Consider the following 18238-nt stretch of genomic DNA (forward strand, 5'->3'; position numbering starts at 1 on the left):
AACGTTAGGCTCAGACCCTGCCCGCGCGACGCGTGCGGGATCATATCTGTGCAATGGAGACAGCATGAAACACATGCGGGCATTCCCTCACCGGGTCAGGGAAATCCACCATATCGAGATCGCCATGCCCGATGGCTGCCGCCTTGCTGCGCGCATCTGGATGCCCGAAGGCGCGGAACAGGCACCGGTGCCCGCCATCCTGGAATACCTGCCCTACCGCAAGAACGATTTCACTGCGGCGCGCGATGCATCGATGCAGCCCTACCTGGCAGAGCACGGATATGCGGTGATCCGGCTTGATCTGCGCGGTGCAGGAGATTCCGAGGGGCTGTTGGTGGATGAGTATCTGCCGCAGGAGTTGCAGGACGGCTGCGATGCCATCGCATGGATTGCCGAACAGCCCTGGTGCGACGGCAATGTTGGCGTAATCGGCATTTCTTGGGGTGGGTTCAACGGACTGCAGATCGCAGCCCTGCAACCGCCCGCGCTGAAGGCGGTAATCACGCTGTGTTCGACCGACGACCGCTACGCCGACGACGTTCACTACATGGGAGGCTGCCTGTTGGGTGAACAACTCAGCTGGGCCTCGATCATGTTCGGCCGCAACACGCTGCCGCCGGATCCGGCCAATGTCGGCAATAAATGGCGCGAAATGTGGCTCGAACGGCTCGATGGCAGCGGATTGTGGTTGAAGAACTGGCTTGAGCATCAGCGCCGCGACAGCTTCTGGAAACATGGCTCGATATGCGAAGACTGGGCGAAGGTCCAGGTGCCGGTTTACGCGGTTTCCGGCTGGGCGGACGGATACTGCCGGTCGGTCTTCCGGCTGATAGAGCACTTGCAAGGGCCGAAAAAGGGGCTGGTTGGCCCTTGGGCGCATCGCTATCCGCATCTGGGAGAGCCGGGCCCGGCCATCGGTTTCTTGCAGGAGGAGCTACGCTGGTGGGATCACTGGCTGAAGGGGCATGACACCGGGATCATGGACGAGCCGATGCTGCGGCTTTTCATGCAGGACAGCGTCCCGCCGCAAGGCCATTATGCGATGCGCCCAGGGCGGTGGATTGCGGAACCGTCCTGGCCGTCGCCGCACATCACCCGCACCCGGGTTTACCTGACACCGGAAGGCGGGTTGAGCATGACCCCGCGTGCCGAAGATGCGGTTTTGACGCATCGAAGCCCGGCGGATGTGGGCATGGCGTCAGGCAAGTGGTGTGGCTACGGCAGGCCGGGCGACGCGCCGGTGGATCAGCGCCGCGACGATGCGGGCAGCTTGTGCTTTGAAATGGCGGTGCCCGAAGAAGGACTGGAGTTTGCCGGGGACGCGAATGTGCACCTGCGGCTGAGTGTGAACAAGCCGGTGGCCCAGATCGCTGCCAGGATTGTTGACGTTCATCCTGACGGCAGCGCCACGCGTCTGTCTTTCGGAGTGCTGAACCTCACCCATCAAGAGGGGCACGAAACGCCAAAGACGGTTGAGCCTGGGCGGATCTATCAGGTGGTGATCCCGATGAAACACGTCGCCCAATCCCTTCCAGCCGGCCATCGATTGCGGCTGGCATTGTCCAGCAGCTATTTTCCGATGATTTGGCCGGCGCCCGAGCCGGTGACGATCTCCATTCATACTGAGGGCAGCGCGCTGGAGCTGCCGCTGCGCCAATCCTCGAAGCTGGATACCCAGCTCGCGCCCTTCGATGAACCGGTTGCCGGATCACCCCTGGCCACAGAACAGATCGAGGCGCCCGAAACATATGTCCGCATCGTTGAGGACGCGGCTTTGGGAGAGGTTCAGATGCAAATTGCCATGGACGCGGGTATCTCCCGCCTCTTGGCGAACGATCTCACCATCCACACCCAGGGATACGAGACCTATGGCGTATCTCTGCAGGACCTGAGCGCCTCTTGGGGACGAACCGAGTGGCATTACGGCCTGAGCCGCGGCGACTGGTCGGTCTGTTCAAAAACCGAAACCTCCCTGCATGCCGATGCCGGGGCTTTTGTCATCGAGGCCAGGCTGCGCGCCTGGGAGGGGGACGCGCTGATCGTCGATAACCACTGGACGGAGAGGATTGAGCGGGATCATGTGTGAGCGACTTTATGCTCTTTTCGCGTCATCTCGCGAAAGTGTGCGAAATTTACGTACTGTCCGGACCGTGCCACGATTTTTTCAGGGACACAGCCCGATCAGGCAGGTTGTGACACGCATGACAGCAAAACGCCGAACGTAGGGGACGACGGCGTACCTATTAGGATCAAGCAAGGGAGGCGACAATGCCAGACAAACCCATTTCCAGACTGACGACCATGCTGAGCACCGGCCGGATCGACCGACGCACTTTCATGAGTGGAGCCCTGTCCGCCGGATTGACCGTAACGATGGCAACCTCTCTGGCCGAGCGGGCGCAAGCCGCGACACCGAAGCATGGCGGCCATCTCAATGTCGGGCACGGGCATGGCTCCACCTCGGATTCCACCGACCCCGGCCATTTCGAGAACGGCTTCCAGACTGCGATGACCTACGGCTACAACGGTTATCTGACGAAGGTCGATGCCAACGGAACGGTTCAACCGGATCTGGCGGAGTCCTGGGAAAGCACGCCCGATGCCGCACAATGGACCTTCAAGATCCGAGAGGCGGAATTCCACAATGGGCGAACAGTGACCGCCCATGACGTTGTGACCTCGCTCAACCACCATCGCAGAGAGGATTCGACATCGGCAGCAAAACCCTTGATGACGGCCGTGACAGACATCCGGGCGGACGGGGACAGGACCGTAGTGGTGACGCTGAACTCCGGCAATGCCGACTTCCCGTTCATCGTGACCGATTACCACATGCCGGTCATGCAGGACGACGACGGCAATTTGGACTGGAAATCGTTGATCGGCTGCGGGGCATACAAGGTCGATCACTACGAACCGGGCCGGTCTTCCGAGCTGTCACGGCACCGGAACCACTGGTCGGACGATGTCGGTTTTTTTGACACGGTTCAGCAGATTTCGCTCATCGACCCGAATGCCCGCACCACGGCCCTTGTGGCCGGGAATGTCGATGTCATCGATCGGATCGATCTCAAGACCGCAGCGTTGCTGGGGCGCAAGGCTGGCGTCAACATTCACTCGGTCACCGGAACCCAGCACTACACGATGCCGATGCGTTGCGATACGGCCCCCTTTAATGACGTCAATGTACGGCGTGCCTTGAAACACGCCATCAACAGGCAGGAGTTGCTTGACAAGATCCTGTTCGGATATGGCGCGATCGGCAACGACATTCCAATCGGAAGCCATCAGCGGTTCTATAATTCGGACCTGTCTCAGACCGAATACGACCCCGACAAGGCCCGGTTCTATCTGAAAGAGGCAGGGCTCGATTCGCTCAGCGTCAGTCTGTCTTCCTCGGAAACGGCCTTCGCCGGCGCAATCGACACGGCTGTACTGTTCCAGGCCTCGGCCGGCAAGTGCGGGATCGACATCAATGTCGTGCGCGAACCCAATGACGGCTACTGGTCGGATGTCTGGATGAAGAAACCCTGGTGTGTGTCCTACTTTGGCGGCCGTCCTGTCGAAGACATGACGTTTTCAACCATGTACGAGTCGACCGCCGCCTGGAACGACTCCTTCTGGAAAAACGAGCGGTTCGATACGCTTCTCGTGCAGGCCCGGGCCGAGCTTGACGAAAACAGGCGTCGCGAGATGTATTACGAAATGCAGGCTATCCTGCAGGACGAGGGGGGCGTCATCATCCCGCTTTTTGCAGCCTATGTGTTCGCCATGAACGACAGCATCGGGCACTCCGGCAATTTCGCCTCGAACTGGGATCTCGACGGGAATCGGTTCATGGAACGCTGGTGGAAAGCGTAAGACATCTCGTCACAACCAGCAATGAGACCGGAGGTGTCGCCTCCGGTCCCTTGTTCCGGATCCCAAGTCTCTTGCGTGACACTGCGAATTTCAGAAAGTGCGTACCAAATAACGTGCTGGCAAAGAGGACGAAAATCCGATTCCTAAATTATCCCTCATTGTTATCCAAGATGTTCAATGGCCAAACGGAGTGCGGCACAGCAAGCTTTTTAAATCGAGTTGCCCACAACAGCCTACCCATCCAAAAAAATGAGATAACAAATCATCGCAGCTTGTCCTGAGATCAAGCGTTTAATTAGTGACCATAGCAGCGCTAATGCCGGTGAAGATCATTTTGGACGCATATGCTCAAGCGGCGATGTAAGCTTATCGAGGATCGCGCCAATTTGAACAGCTTGCGGCATCCGGAAGAATGGGCTCAAACCAGTCATTCAGCGCACATCACGTGAATGGCCGGTTCGGGCCGATAGGGGCTTTCGTTCTCCCTCGATCTGGGTGCCAACTGAAGTCGCACGATTCGCCAAACGAAGTTGCGCGCCACAGAATTGTAACGCGCAAGTACGGATGGCGGAGGCGGGGAAAACCGAGATTAGGCGGGATCTGGTGAAATTTGGCGGAATTCAGCTGGTTTTGTACGGTGACCCGTGGGGCAGGGCGGGAATTGGTGCGCAAGTTCATTTGGCGGAAACGGGGCGGATCGCGGTGCGGCGGATGGCGTGCGGTATGAAATAACCTTTAGATTTCAATCAACGGAGGCTTTCAAGGAGGGAACTGCTTCAAGGTATTCCCAATGAGTTCCCTCCTCGAAGAAAGCGGTAGATTTCTGCCATTTATGACTGTTTGCCCATTCAACTTCCGATAGGTAAGGTGTGAACTGAAAATGGGGGGCTGGGAATGGAGCCTATCCCTTCCAGCGGGTTGAGAAGCAAAGTTGGCAGTGTTTCCGATCAAAACAGGCGTGGCGCGAGATGAATGGCAAGACAAAAAAGCTTAGTTCACAAGATAAAGAAAGAGTCATCACTTGGCTGAACCAGAAGGGAAAGAACCACATCTGTCCAGTATGTGGAGAGAATAACTGGGTCGTTGGTGACCACCTCTTGAACGGAATGGCGTTCTCAGGTGGCAAAATGATACTTGGCGGTCCGTCTTATCCTATGGTGTTTATTTTATGCTCCAACTGTGCGTATACGCGACAGTTCATGGCAAAGCCCATTGGCCTAGTGAACGAGATTCAACAAGCGGCCGAAGCTTCTCAGGAGCCGGAGAAGGCTAAGTGAGATGTCCAGTCAGACTTCGATCAACATAAACACTAAAGGGCACACGGATCCGGTCATAGTAACCACGCAACCTGACTTAATTTTGCGCCACAGTATTTCCGACGAAGAACTAGACATGCTTTGTGAATCCAAATCGGAGCTTGTCATTGAAATGCTACTGATCGCAATCGGCGGAGCTGTTGCTGTTTCGCCATCAGTTGTAGCGAACATTTTCTCTTATCTGACTACGTTGGAAGATAAGTCGCAAATTCTTACGTTGTTAGATTTCATCCAAATTATTATTTTCTTCAGCTGTGTTTTTGTGGGGATATGTCTAGGTGTTGTCTTTCGAAGAAAATCACGCAGAGGCTTATCTCTTAGAGAACAGATCAGAGCGAGATCGAACAAAGCGACGAAATAGAATATGTTTCTGAAGAGACCGTTTTGGCTAAAATATTCGGTAATCTTGGAGAACTTCTAAGCTGCAGCTCCCTCATTGCAGTCGACGGCGACAGCAACGGCTGTGACGGCGTGAGTATGCGAGATATGGGGGATGGAGCGCCGTTTGTGTCAGGTTACGACACTCCGGAGATCTGGTCGAACCAATGCCTGCAGGAGCTGGAACTCGCTCGCAAGGCCAAGGCACGAATGGCTGAGGCGCTGGCGACACCAGGCGTGCAAGTCTTCAGGTCCAAGTCAACCGATAACACCGAAAGCCTCCGGCCGCGTGTGTGGGGGCATTCTGCAAGATGGCCAGAGCACTGGGGCGTTGCTGATCAGCGAAGGATTGGCAAGGCGCTGGACGCCCGAATATGAAGCTGACTGGTGCGATTAGAGCTTTCCACAATGCAGGTAATGCGAGGCTGTCCCGGATGGTGACGACGTTGGTCAAAAGGGTCTCAATTGAATAAAGCAGGCGCGTTCTCCGCGACGTGGGAAAGTAATTGAACTGTTTAATTCCTCTCGTTGCGCCCCGATCCCCAATAAGGCAAGCTGCTTCATTAGCAACAGCAAAGCCAAGTTGGAAATTCAGTAACATGATGGATATTGCCGACATCAAGGCGCCGCCCGAAATGCCGTACGATCCCTTTTACCGGCAAGCGACATACTGGATAAAACGCTTCGAACAAGCCAGAGCTGAACTTGATACCAAGGATGGCGACAAACAAGATCAAGCCTTGAGTATGGCCGTTGACATGGTGAACACGTTGTTGCCTCAAGGAGCTGATCGACTCACGATTCAAATGCTGCGCCAAATCAATTCGGGCTCTGGAATTAAGCGGAGCAGAAATGATTTCTACTATCCGGTCGGGTTCGGTGCATCGACCGTCCAAGAATTTCAAAATCGTTTTGGCAACGAACAGGCAGCATCGATACTTGCAATAGCTGCAATTATTTTCGAAACCACTGGCGAGGTTATAAACGAAACGTCTCAAATTCGTCTGGGTATTCACCCTAGCGCTGTTGCTTCAATTGCAAATCTATACGCCTCTCTGAGCCTGCAGAATGCAGCGCTGATGCACAGCGAAGACAATACCATTTCGACTACCTTACAACGGACTGTCACCGATGCAATTACTCAGATCGACAGGGTGACAAGCAAGAACCGTGTAGACAGTGAAAATGAACTCGCGAAAAGGGCAAACGAGCATGCAGCCAGTATCGCGAAATCGGCTGACGAGAAGAGGACAGAGATTGTCAAACATTTGGAGCAAAAAGAGAGTGAATTTTTGGACCACATTGAAGCGGACTTCGAGGCGCGGATAATAAACAAAGTAGACGCGCTACGAACCGAACGTGTGCTGGGTGAAACGTTCTCGATGTGGAGTAACAAAGCCCTCGTGCATACTTTGTCGTTTTGGTTTTCTGCAATCGTCTTTGCAGCGCTGATCTTTGGGCCCCTCTACTATGGCTTCACGCATTTCGAACAGTTGAAAATGACGATTGAAGACTTTCTGCCCACCAGCGAGACAATTCCTTTTGGTCGCTTGGTTGTCATTACAACCCCCGTGTTGGGATATGCGTGGATTTTGCGTCTTGTCAGCCGGTATCTGAACCAAAATTTGATGTTGGCACACGATGCCAATCAGCGAAAGGTGATGGCTCGTACATTTGTCCATCTCGTCTCAGAGGGAGCCGCTAGCGACGACGAGGACCGGGCAACCATATTGACTGCGCTGTTTAGGCCGATGCCGGGAGTCAATTCCGACGACGACCAACCGCCAAACGTGATTGGTATGATCAAAAAGGAAATTGTCGGAGAAAGAAAAGAATAAATCTCAGTAAAAAGTTCTGATCACACGCATTAGAATACTAGGGAAAGACTTAAGGTTGTGTGCTCAATTGTTTGCCGTCAAATAGGAAAAGCAACGCGCATCATTTATGAACGTTCGCTCCATTTGGCATTACTATGCCTTCGTACTTTCGTGATACACGGATGCTCCCCATCATTCAAACTGTGAAGTGGTCCCACCTTTTCGGATAGCTAAGCGGCTGATCTAAGGTGTATCCTGGTTGGTTTTCATGCCGCCAATTTCTGATCCAGACCGAGCCAGTATGCCTCCCTTGGCGTTCTGCGTTCAAGGGAGGAATGGGGCCGCTTGGTGTTGTAGAATGCCATCCAGTTTTTGACGACCCTTCGGGCTTGGAAGCCGTCAGTGATCTCTTCGAGATAGATCGCCTCCTGCTTCAGGCTCCGCCACAGCCGTTCGATAAAAATGTTGTCCAGATAGCGGCCACGCCCATCCATTGAGATGCGCACGCCTGCCTCGGTCAGCGTCGTGATCCAGGCCGATCCCGTAAACTGAGATCCTTGATCTGTGTTCATGATCTCCGGCGGGCCATATTTGGCGATGGCTTCGTTCAGGGCATCGACGCAGAAGTCGGCGTGCATCGTATTCGATAGCCGCCAGCTCAGGACCTTGCGCGACGCCCAATCCATGATAGCCACGAGATACAGGAAGCCATTCCTGACCGGCGCGAAGGTGATGTCGGCGCACCAGACCTGGTTCGGACGGTCGATCTGCATGCCGCGAAGCAAATACGGGAAGACCGGATGCCGCGGGTGCGGCTGACTGGTTCTGGGACGTTTGTAGATTGCCTCCAGCCCCATCCGCGCCATCAATCGCCTGACGCGATGACGGCCTATGACAACGCCCTCCCGGCGCAGATAGGCTACGATCTGGCGGCTGCCGAAGAACGGATACTTGGTGAACACCCGGTCGATCTCTTTCATCATCGCCAACGTGTCCGCGTCGATCCCGACCGGCGCGTAGTACAACGCGGATCGGCTGAGCCGCACCAGCTTGCATTGCTGGCTGATACTGAGCTGCGGGTGGTCCCGTTTGATCATCGCGCGTTTCTTCTCGGGGCTCACCGCTTCAGCCCTTCGGACAAAAAATCGTTCTCGACCGCCAGCCTTCCGATCTTGGCGTGTAGTTCCTTGATCTCGGCTTCGGTCGGCCCCTCTGGCTTGCCGCCACGGGCAAACACATCAGCCATCCCCTCGACGGCTTGGCGTTTCCACGTGCTGACCTGGTTCGGATGCACCTGGTGCTTCGCCGCGATCTCCTGGATCGTCTTGTCGCCACGCAGCGCTTCCAGCGCCACCTTCGCCTTAAACTGGTCCGTAAATTTCCGGCGCTTCGCCATTCTCGTATCCCTTCAAAGGTTTGGGATACACCTTAGCCGACTGTCCAGTTTTCCGGGACCACTTAAGTTGACAACCCCAACGCAGATAATCTCGAATGTAAGCCGATCAATATTCCTAGCGGAAAACAAACTGATGGCCAGAACAGTTCCGGGGAGAGAGTGCGGTGATTGCACGGTTTGCTGCGAGATAACGCGCATTCGGACGCCGGAGTTGGTCAAACCCACGGGAGTGATTTGTCCTCATTGTGACCGAGATAGTGGATGCACGGTCTATGATGCAAGACCAGCGCCTTGCCGCGGCTATGAATGTGGATGGAAGGTTTGGGAGCATTTGCCAGACATATGGCGGCCAAATCAGTGCGGTTTCCTCCTTGACATCGAAGCAGGAACAAAAATCACTGTTCACATCAAAGCATTTAGGGAAGCTCGGGATTTGGAGCGCGAGGACTTAGCTTCGTTTTTGGGTGCCTGGATTGAGGGTGGTTGTTCGATATATCTATCCACCATGGGTGGTCCTGGGGTGTTGCAATCTTTGTTAGAGATCACCGACACACTCAGGGCTCCGGTGCATGCTCGAGATTTGGATGGTGTCTACAAGGCCATTAGAAGCGAATTTGCATATCTTGAGAAACACCATGTTTGGGAAAACGATCCAGAAGTATTGCACTCATCAATAACTTGATGCGTTCGGCTGAAATTGAGAGCCTTTACAAGGCGGCTTGAGGGGCTGTTTAAACCCCGTTTAGAGGCGCGGATAATTCGGTGTTTGAGATGCAAGGTATGTGGCCGTCCGGCCGGGCAAATCACCCTGCAACCCAGATGAGATGGACCATACAGGAATTGGTCGGAAGGCGCCGTCATGATTGAATTAAATGTATTTTGGCCGGTGTATAAGCAACTCGAAAGCCGCGCAGTAAGGCTCACTGAGGACATCCATGTCTGCGACGATCAACTCGAAGTTTATTCATCCACGATAGCCGATATCGTAATTCGATGCGGTGTGGAATTAGAGGCGATTGTCAAAGAATTGTACGTCTCGAAAACTTCTGGGGTGGTGTCGCAAGAGGTTGAAAAGAGTGACGTGGATCATTTGCGCTTCGACGATCTATTAAAGGCGCTTCGAAGCAATTGGCACCTGGACAAAAAGGTCGTGTACATCAGCCACTACAGTTGCTTTCAGTCACAAAAAGTATTGTACCCCTTTCTTAAGGATACGCCCCGCACAGGCAAATCTGGGCAGACGTTCGCCTGGAACAACGCTTATCAAAACCTAAAACACGATCGTCAAAAATATCTCTCATCGGGCTGCCTGCGAAATATGTTTTCTGCACTAGCAGCAACATACTTACTCAACCTTTATCTAAAGGACGAAACACTCCTACTTGGCCATGACTGCTCGCCAAGTGCAGTTGATTCTGCGATGGGATCGGAACTGTTTTCCATTGAAGTCGCACGAGATCGTGGTTGGGACAGCAGTGGAGATCCGAATATTCCTGAGAACTATGAGGCATGCGCTGTGGTCGTTACATCGACCGAAGAGACAAGAAAAAAGGCGTTTTCAGCTTTTTCAGCGGCGCAAGCAGAAGCTCACCAATTTTCTATGGGCGAGGTCTTGGTTGCGGTGACAAAAGACCAAGAGTTAACCGAAGCAAAATTGAGGGACACCCATATCTCCAGCATGAGAAAGGCGTTTGCAAATCCAGCCCACTTGGTGGGAGACGCGATGAAGTCGCTTGAGTACGAGGCGAGAATGAACAAGCATAATTTGATGAAGAACGTGGGTGCCAACTGAAGTCGCACGATTCGCCAAACGAAGTTGCGCGCCACAGAATCACGACATGTTCCGTTTCGTGTTGACGCTAGGTCAGTTTTAAGGCGCGTTCATGAGAACATATTGGAAACAAACGCGCATTTCCATTTGAATACCAATCGGTTTTGGCGACTTGAAAAATGAGAACAAAAAGTGTACAAAAGCCTGCATTGAAACAGCGCGTCCATCGTGGAATAAGGAGCGTGAGCATGTCGCAAAGTACCCTTCGTCTCGTAGAAAGCAGCCAGATGGACAAGACAAAAGCGCTTGATGCAGCGCTCAGCCAAATCGAACGCGCCTTCGGCAAGGGCTCCATCATGAAGATGGGCCAGGGCCAGGCCGTCGAGGTTCAATCCGTCTCGACCGGATCGCTCGGTCTGGATATCGCCCTGGGCATCGGCGGGTTGCCGCGCGGCCGCATCGTCGAGATCTACGGGCCGGAATCGTCTGGCAAGACGACGCTTGCGCTGCACACGGTTGCCGAGGCCCAGAAAGAGGGCGGTATCTGTGCCTTTGTCGATGCCGAACACGCGCTCGACCCGATTTACGCCCGCAAGCTCGGGGTCAATATCGACGACCTCCTGATCTCCCAGCCCGACGCCGGGGAACAGGCTCTGGAAATCGCCGACACGCTGGTGCGGTCCGGCGCCATCGACGTGCTGGTGATCGATTCCGTTGCCGCCCTGACGCCGAAGGCCGAGCTGGAAGGCGAGATGGGCGACAGCCTGCCGGGCATGCAGGCCCGCCTGATGAGCCAGGCACTGCGCAAGCTGACCGCGTCGATTTCCAAGTCGAAATGCATGGTGATCTTCATCAACCAGATCCGCATGAAGATCGGTGTGATGTTCGGCTCGCCGGAAACCACGACCGGCGGCAACGCCCTCAAGTTCTATGCCTCCGTCCGCCTCGACATCCGCCGCATCGGTGCGATCAAGGACCGGGACGAGGTCGTCGGCAACCAGACCCGCGTCAAGGTGGTCAAGAACAAGCTTGCACCGCCGTTCCGTCAGGTCGAGTTCGACATCATCTACGGCGAAGGGGTGTCCAAGACCGGCGAGCTGATCGACCTCGGGGTCAAGGGCAACATTGTCGAGAAATCCGGCGCCTGGTTCTCCTATAACAGCCAGCGCCTCGGCCAGGGGCGCGAGAATTCCAAGCAGTTCCTGAAAGACAATCCGGAAATCGCCGACGAGATCGAACTGGCGATCCGCCAGAACGCCGGCCTGATCGCGGAGGCAATCATCGATCCGGAGGGCGATTCCCAGGACGCGGACGAATAAGACCGGGTCATTCCAGACCCTTGCGGCTCCGGACACTTGTCCGGCCTTCCCTGAAGCCTTCTTCCGTTCGCGGGAGAAGGCTTCTGCGTATGGGGACACGTTGGCCCGCCCCGACCGGCAATTCCGCGGAATTCGGCACGGGTGACAGCGTGCAACCGCTGGACAGGGTTGGAGGTCAAAGTTAAAAGGCTGTTCCGGCCGGGACCGACGATGTCGTGCGCGGCCTTTTAAAGACTTTCAACCGGCCCGCCGAGACGGGCTACGGACCGATGCGAGACCCGAATGACCGGCGTAAATGAAATCCGCTCCGCCTTCCTGGACTATTTCAATAAGAACGGACACGAAGTGGTCGAATCCGGACCGCTGGTGCCACGCAACGATCCGACGCTGATGTTCGCGAATGCGGGCATGAACCAGTTCAAGAACGTCTTCACCGGGCTGGAAAAGCGCGATTATTCGCGCGCGGTGACTTCGCAGAAATGCGTGCGCGCAGGCGGCAAGCACAACGACCTCGACAATGTCGGCTACACCGCCCGCCACCACACGTTCTTCGAGATGCTCGGCAACTTTTCCTTCGGCGACTATTTCAAGGACCGGGCGATCGAGCTTGCCTGGAACCTCGTCACCGGCGAGTTCGGCCTGCCGAAGGACAAGCTGCTGGTGACGGTCTATGCCGAGGACGACCAGGCCTTCGATCTGTGGAAGAAGATCGCCGGGCTCAGCGAGGACAGGATCATCCGCATCCCGACCTCGGACAATTTCTGGTCGATGGGCGACACCGGCCCCTGCGGGCCGTGTTCGGAGATCTTCTACGATCACGGCGAGCACATCTGGGGCGGACCTCCGGGAACGCCGGAAGAGGACGGTGACCGGTTCATCGAGATCTGGAACCTGGTTTTCATGCAATACGAGCAGACGCCGGAAGCGCGGCTCGACCTGCCGCGGCCGTCGATCGACACGGGCATGGGCATCGAGCGCATCGCCGCCGTCATGCAGGGCGTGCACAACAACTACGACATCGATCTCTTCAAGGCGCTGATCGCCGCCTCCGAAAACGCCACGGGCGTCGACGCGGAAGGCGATGCGCTTGGCAGCCACCGCGTGATCGCCGATCACCTGCGCTCCACCAGCTTCCTGATCGCCGACGGCGTGCTGCCGTCCAACGAGGGCAGGGGATACGTGCTGCGCCGGATCATGCGCCGCGGCATGCGCCACGCCCACCTGCTCGGCGCCGCCGAACCGCTGATGCACAAGCTGGTGCCGGCGCTGGTGCGCGAGATGGGCCGCGCCTATCCGGAGCTTGGCCGCGCCGAAGACCTGATCACCGAAACGCTGAAACTTGAGGAAACCCGTTTCCGCAAGACGCTGGAACGCGGCCTTGGCCTGCTCGACAGCGCCACGGAAGACCTTGCCGCCGGCGGCCAGCTGGACGGCGAGACCGCCTTCAAGCTCTACGACACCTACGGCTTTCCGCTGGACCTGACCCAGGACGCCCTGCGCGCCCGCGACATTTCCGTCGATACGGACGGTTTCGATGCCGCCATGGAGCGGCAGAAGGCCGAGGCCCGTGCCGCCTGGTCCGGGTCCGGCGGTGCGGCCACCGAGACCGTCTGGTTCGCCTTAAAGGAAAAACACGGCGCCACCGATTTCCTCGGCTACGAAACCGAAACGGCGGAAGGCGTGGTCGCGGGCCTTGCCTCGGACGACAAGGAAGTGACCGAGCTGACCGCGGGCCAGAGCGGCTTCGTGGTGCTCAACCAGACGCCTTTCTACGGCGAAAGCGGCGGCCAGGTCGGCGACACCGGGCTGATGCTGGCCAATGGCGTGAAGGCGCTTGTCACCAACACACAGAAAAAGGCCGACGGCCTGTTCGTGCATTCCGTCACCGTGGAAGAGGGCACGCTTGCGCCGGGCCTCGCGCTGGAACTGAAGGTCGATCACGGCCGGCGGACATCGATCCGCGCGAACCACTCAGCGACCCACCTGGTGCACGAGGCGCTGCGCGAGGTGCTCGGCACCCACGTGGCGCAGAAGGGCTCGCTGGTGACGCCCGAGCGCCTGCGCTTCGACTTCTCGCACCCGAAACCTGTCAGCGACGAGGAACTGGCGACGGTCGAGACCTTTGCCAACGAGATCGTGCTGCAGAACGCGCCGGTCGATACCCGCCTGATGGCGGTGGATGATGCCATCGAGGCCGGCGCGATGGCGCTGTTCGGCGAGAAATACGGCGAGGAGGTTCGCGTGGTCTCCATGGGCACCGCCCTTCACGGATCCAAGGAAGGCAAACCCTATTCGCTCGAGCTTTGCGGCGGCACCCATGTCCGGCGCACCGGCGATATCGGCCTGGTGACCCTGGTCAACGAAGGGGCGGTCGCTGCAGGCGTGCGCCGGATCGAGGCGCTGACCGGGGCGGAGGCACGCACCTACCTGGATGCGCAGGACAAGCGCATGCGCGAGGTTGCAGGCATCCTGAAGACCGGTGCGGACGACGTGCCTGCCCGGGTTGCCCAGCTGGTGGAGGAACGCCGCAAGCTGGAAAAGGAACTTGCCGACGCTAAGAAGAAGCTCGCCATGGGCGGTGGCGCCGGCGAAGGCGCACCGGTCAGGGAAGCCGGCAGCTTCAAGGTGATGGCGCGCACAGTCGAGGGAATCAACCCGAAGGATCTGAAGGGCATGGCCGACGAGGCCAAGACGCAGCTCGGTTCCGGCGTGGTGGTGCTGATCAGCGTGGCGGAGGACGGCAAGGCCGCCATCGTCACCGCCGTGACCAAGGACCTCACCGAAAAGGTCAGCGCGGTCGACCTGGTACGGATCGGCTCCGAGGCGCTTGGCGGGCGCGGCGGTGGCGGCCGGCCGGACATGGCGCAGGCCGGCGGTCCGGACGGTTCCCGGGCCGACGGCGCCATTGCGGCCATTGAAGGTCATCTGGCGGCACTCTGACCACCATCGAAGCGGCTGAGGAAATGTGAAGAGGGCGGTTCCATGGGACCGCCCCTTGTCATTTTCTCTTTCCGAGAGCCGGACCGATGACCTCGATCCGGTTGGTCCAGATGTAACCGCCAAAACCTTCCGGGACTTTGGCCAGTTGCTCGAGCGTGTCGATGCCGGCGGTTCCCTTCGGCGGGCCGCTCAGGACGATTTCCGCGCCGTTTTCCTCCATGCGCTGAAGAAAGCGGTTGGGCCAGCCCCACAGCCACACCGCGTAGTTGACCGGGACCAGGATCTGCCTGTTGCGGCAGGACGCCGGTACATGGCCGGACCAGCCGAGCACGATATAGCCGAGCAGACAGGACTTGGTGTCTTCCTTTGTGAAGCCCCGCACGCCCGGTGTCAGTTCGACAAAACGCTGCGTCGGGGAGGCGCCGCCATAAACCCCCCAGATACGCTCTTTCCATTCTGGATGCTGCAGCAGGAGGGTGTGAAGCCGGTCGGCTTCGCTTGCATCCCGGCTCTTGAAATTGACGAGGAAAAGTCCGTCCGGGAACCGGTCCAGGACCTCGGAAAGCGCCGGCATACGGACCCCGTCCTTGCCCCGGAACGGATGGGTCCTGCCGCCATCGGCGGTGTAGCCATAGCCGATGTCGAGCGTCTGCAGCTCGGTCAGGTCATGGTCCCGGGTCACACCGGTGCCATTGGTCCGGCAATCCAGCGTCCAGTCGTGAAAGACCGCAAAGTGTCCGTCGGTGGTCGGGTGAATGTCGAGTTCGACAATGGCTGCGCCGGCGGCAAAGGCCGCCTCCATCGATGCCTCCGTGTTTTCAAGGTAGGCGTGGGAAGGTGTGGCTATGCGTGTCGCGGTGCAGGTGTCGCGCCCGATGTCCTTGCGGTCATAGGTCTGGTGCACGCCGCGATGCGCAATGAGCGTCGGCCGGCCGGTTTCCGGGGAAGCAGCAAGCCAGGAGGCATTGGCGGCATAAAGGGCGAGGCCGGCCAACACCAGCACAAGGGCTAGTTTACGGGCCATGAAAATCCATCGGCAGAATCAGACTGGAACAATCCTGACTGTATCTGCCGGAAGTGTGGCGCCGGCATGACCCGCCCGGCCGAGCTTCAAACGGACGGCCCCGCTCAGATCAGCGCGGCCGAGATTGCCAGGACGGCGGCGGCCAGAACGGTCGAAACGACCAGCATCTTGAGCACGACATGATGCGGGGTGGTTTCTGCGGCCCGGACCTTGTTGGTGTCGATCGTCATGGTTTCCTCCATGCTTTCGGTGGCTACTCCATTTAAATGGGGCGTATTGCGCTGGGGCCAAATCACGATGCCGCGACCCGACAGCCGCAGGAATGCGCCGATGCGCGCACGAGACGTCTGCGGGCTTTGTCACCCGGCGTTCTTCGGTTATTCATTGAAATCAGGAGTTTGACGCGAAACGGGGAGCGCCGTGCACGAAGAGACCTTGAAACGGGCGCTTTACGAGGTGCTGGAGGATACGGGCAAGCGCAAACTGGTCGCACGCGCGGTGCGGCAGGCTCTGGTGGTGCTGATCCTGATAAACATTGTGCTGGCCGTTCTGGAAACCGTGCCGGAGGTGCGTGATTTCCTGGGCACCCACCTGCGCCTGGTCCAGCTCGGCAGCGGGTTTGTCTTCCTGATCGAATATGTGCTTCGGCTCTATGTGGCCGACCTGCACCCGCCCCTGCGCAGATATGGCCCCATCGGTGCGCGCCTGCGCTACGCGTTTCATCCGGACGCGATCATCGATCTCATCGGCGCGCTGCCGCTGCTGTTCGTCCTGTTTCTTCCCAACCAGGCTGTCACGATCGTCGTCATCCTGCGGTTGATGCGGTTCCTGAAGCTGGCGCGCTATTCGCCGGCGCTACGTTCATTGATCTCGGCCGTGGCCGGTGAACGCAAGGCGTTGCTTGGTTCGACCATGATCATTGCCGGGGTAATCCTGCTATCGGCGACACTCATGTACCTGATTGAAAACGATGACCAGCCGGAAAAGTTCCGCAGCATCCTGCACGGCATCTACTGGGCGATCACAACTGTCACCACGGTCGGCTACGGCGATGTCGTGCCGGTCAGCAATCTGGGCAAGATGGTCGGCAGCTTCGTGATGCTGATGGGCTATGGCCTGATCGCGCTGCCGGTCGGCATCATCGCGTCGGCATTTGCCCGCGAGATTCACAGCAGGGATTTCGTGGTGACCTGGTCCATGGTGGCACGTGTGCCCCTGTTTGAGGACCTGACGGCGACGGAAATCGCCGAAGTTTCCAAGTTGCTCCAGGCGCAAAGTGTCAAGAAGGGCGGGATCATTGCCGACCAGGGCGATGTCGCCGACCGAATGTATTTCATCTCCACCGGAGAAGTGGAAATCAAGCTCCCCCATGACACCGTCTATCTGGGCGAAGGCAGTTTTTTCGGCGAACTCGCCCTGATCAACCAGACCCGGCGGACAGCGAAAGTGACAGCCTACAGCGATTGCCAGCTGCTCGTCCTGGAGGTCGAAGCGCTGCAGCAGCTGATGCGCCGGGACGAGAGCTTGGCCAAGAAAATCATGGCCGAGGCCAGGGAGCGCGCACTCGCCGGCAAGAAAGTCCTTGGCGAGCTTGCCGAGGAAGAACTCGAGCAGGCCGGCGTGTTTGCTTCCATAGACGAGATGGAGCAGGAGCCGAAACTGTTCGAGGACGACGATCCGGTCGCCGCGAAGGACGAGAAGCCGGATGAAGCCAAATCTGACGAAGGCGCGCCGGACGACGACACGCCGGGCAAAGGCTGATCTGTCGGGTCTTCAGACAAGCAGACGTCTCCCGCTCAGTAGCAGGGCAATCGCATTTGGCAGGGCATGGCTCCCTCTCCCTGTCGGAGAGGTAAACTTGGCGACTGCGGACAGAACTTGGTCAAATGCGATTGCCTCCCGCTCAGTAGGGGGTCAGGCCGGGTGGCAACTGCGCATAGAGCGGGTCGCCCTGCCAGAACACGTCCGTCGGCCCGACGGCGAAGTCGATCAGGTTCCAGCGGTCATATTGATATCGCAGCAGCGCGAAGGTGATGATCCCGTCCATGTATTCGGCCTGGTTGGCGTAGGTGGTCCGGTAGAGATCGATGGCGCCGCCGCCAGGGCGCTGCGGGCTCAGCTGGACGAAGGCCCAGCCGCTGCCGGAGCGCATCCAGTTCACGACGAATTCGACCGGCGGTCCGAGACGTGCTTCCACCATGGGACGGACCGTGTTGAGGATATCGGAGCGCTCCGCCGTGCCGCGGGCCGGCTCGTGGACGCTTTGGGCAAAGGCACCGATACTCGCGGCGGTAAGCAGGACTGCGCTTAAGAAAAGCGTCTTAACGGTCTGGATTATCGATGAAAAAGGCCGTTTTTGAGAAAGTGATTCAAGCATGGAAAGTCCTCATCTACCGCCCGCATCGGGCGGACCTCA

The 18238-nt window shown here is 57.7% G+C and carries 12 protein-coding genes; 8 read left to right on the plus strand and 4 right to left on the minus strand.

What is annotated here, in order from left to right:
• Positions 1 to 64: 64 nt before the first annotated feature.
• The 4 genes from O6760_RS18650 to O6760_RS18665 all read left to right on the plus strand — a co-directional run bounded on the left by O6760_RS18650 (position 65) and on the right by O6760_RS18665 (position 7393).
• Positions 65 to 2086, plus strand: coding sequence for a CocE/NonD family hydrolase (locus tag O6760_RS18650; protein WP_269581215.1), 2022 nt, complete (start codon positions 65 to 67; stop codon positions 2084 to 2086).
• Between the two features lie 182 nt (positions 2087 to 2268).
• Positions 2269 to 3861 carry an ABC transporter substrate-binding protein gene (locus O6760_RS18655; RefSeq protein WP_269581216.1) on the plus strand — a complete coding sequence of 531 codons (1593 nt, stop codon included), beginning with the start codon at positions 2269 to 2271 and terminating at the stop codon, positions 3859 to 3861.
• Positions 3862 to 4829: 968 nt separating this feature from the next.
• The gene (locus O6760_RS18660) at positions 4830 to 5138 is read left to right on the plus strand and encodes a hypothetical protein (protein ID WP_269581217.1); all 309 of its coding nucleotides are present in this window, start codon (positions 4830 to 4832) and stop codon (positions 5136 to 5138) included.
• Between the two features lie 1016 nt (positions 5139 to 6154).
• A complete protein-coding gene (locus tag O6760_RS18665; RefSeq protein WP_269581218.1) occupies positions 6155 to 7393 on the plus strand; it encodes a DUF6161 domain-containing protein in 1239 nt (412 codons plus the stop codon).
• Between the two features lie 245 nt (positions 7394 to 7638).
• Here the strand turns inward: O6760_RS18665 and O6760_RS18670 are convergent.
• Positions 7639 to 8768 (minus strand): IS3 family transposase gene (locus O6760_RS18670; RefSeq protein WP_269581219.1). Its coding sequence is split into 2 segments (ribosomal slippage): positions 7639 to 8495 and positions 8495 to 8768, totalling 1131 coding nucleotides; the frame shifts between segments, so codons are not numbered across the junction.
• 859 nt (positions 8769 to 9627) lie between these two features.
• On the opposite strand from O6760_RS18670, the gene O6760_RS18675 reads away from it, so the two are divergent.
• The 3 genes from O6760_RS18675 to alaS all read left to right on the plus strand — a co-directional run bounded on the left by O6760_RS18675 (position 9628) and on the right by alaS (position 14798).
• Positions 9628 to 10560, plus strand: a complete 933-nt coding sequence (locus O6760_RS18675) for a hypothetical protein (protein ID WP_269581220.1) — start codon at positions 9628 to 9630, stop codon at positions 10558 to 10560.
• A gap of 227 nt (positions 10561 to 10787) precedes the next feature.
• Entirely contained in the window at positions 10788 to 11858 is a 1071-nt protein-coding gene (gene recA / locus O6760_RS18680; RefSeq protein ID WP_269581221.1) for a recombinase RecA, read from the plus strand.
• A gap of 282 nt (positions 11859 to 12140) precedes the next feature.
• Positions 12141 to 14798, plus strand: coding sequence for an alanine--tRNA ligase (gene alaS, locus O6760_RS18685; RefSeq protein ID WP_269581222.1), 2658 nt, complete (start codon positions 12141 to 12143; stop codon positions 14796 to 14798).
• Positions 14799 to 14856: 58 nt separating this feature from the next.
• Here alaS and O6760_RS18690 read toward each other — a convergent pair whose 3' ends face one another.
• Positions 14857 to 15822 (minus strand): glycerophosphodiester phosphodiesterase family protein, encoded by a 966-nt coding sequence (locus O6760_RS18690; RefSeq protein WP_269581223.1) that lies wholly within the window; start codon positions 15820 to 15822, stop codon positions 14857 to 14859.
• 104 nt (positions 15823 to 15926) lie between these two features.
• On the minus strand, positions 15927 to 16052 hold the full coding sequence (locus tag O6760_RS18695) for a hypothetical protein (RefSeq protein ID WP_269581224.1): 126 nt from the start codon (positions 16050 to 16052) through the stop codon (positions 15927 to 15929).
• Between the two features lie 190 nt (positions 16053 to 16242).
• Between O6760_RS18695 and O6760_RS18700 the strand changes: the two genes are divergently transcribed.
• Positions 16243 to 17583, plus strand: coding sequence for a cyclic nucleotide-gated ion channel (locus O6760_RS18700; protein WP_269581225.1), 1341 nt, complete (start codon positions 16243 to 16245; stop codon positions 17581 to 17583).
• A gap of 142 nt (positions 17584 to 17725) precedes the next feature.
• Here the strand turns inward: O6760_RS18700 and O6760_RS18705 are convergent, their stop codons facing one another.
• Complete coding sequence (locus O6760_RS18705; RefSeq protein WP_269581226.1) at positions 17726 to 18199, minus strand: hypothetical protein; 474 nt, start codon at positions 18197 to 18199, stop codon at positions 17726 to 17728.
• Between the last annotated feature and the right edge of the window lie 39 nt (positions 18200 to 18238).

Source organism: Roseibium sp. Sym1, from assembly GCF_027359675.1.
Lineage (GTDB): Bacteria > Pseudomonadota > Alphaproteobacteria > Rhizobiales > Stappiaceae > Roseibium.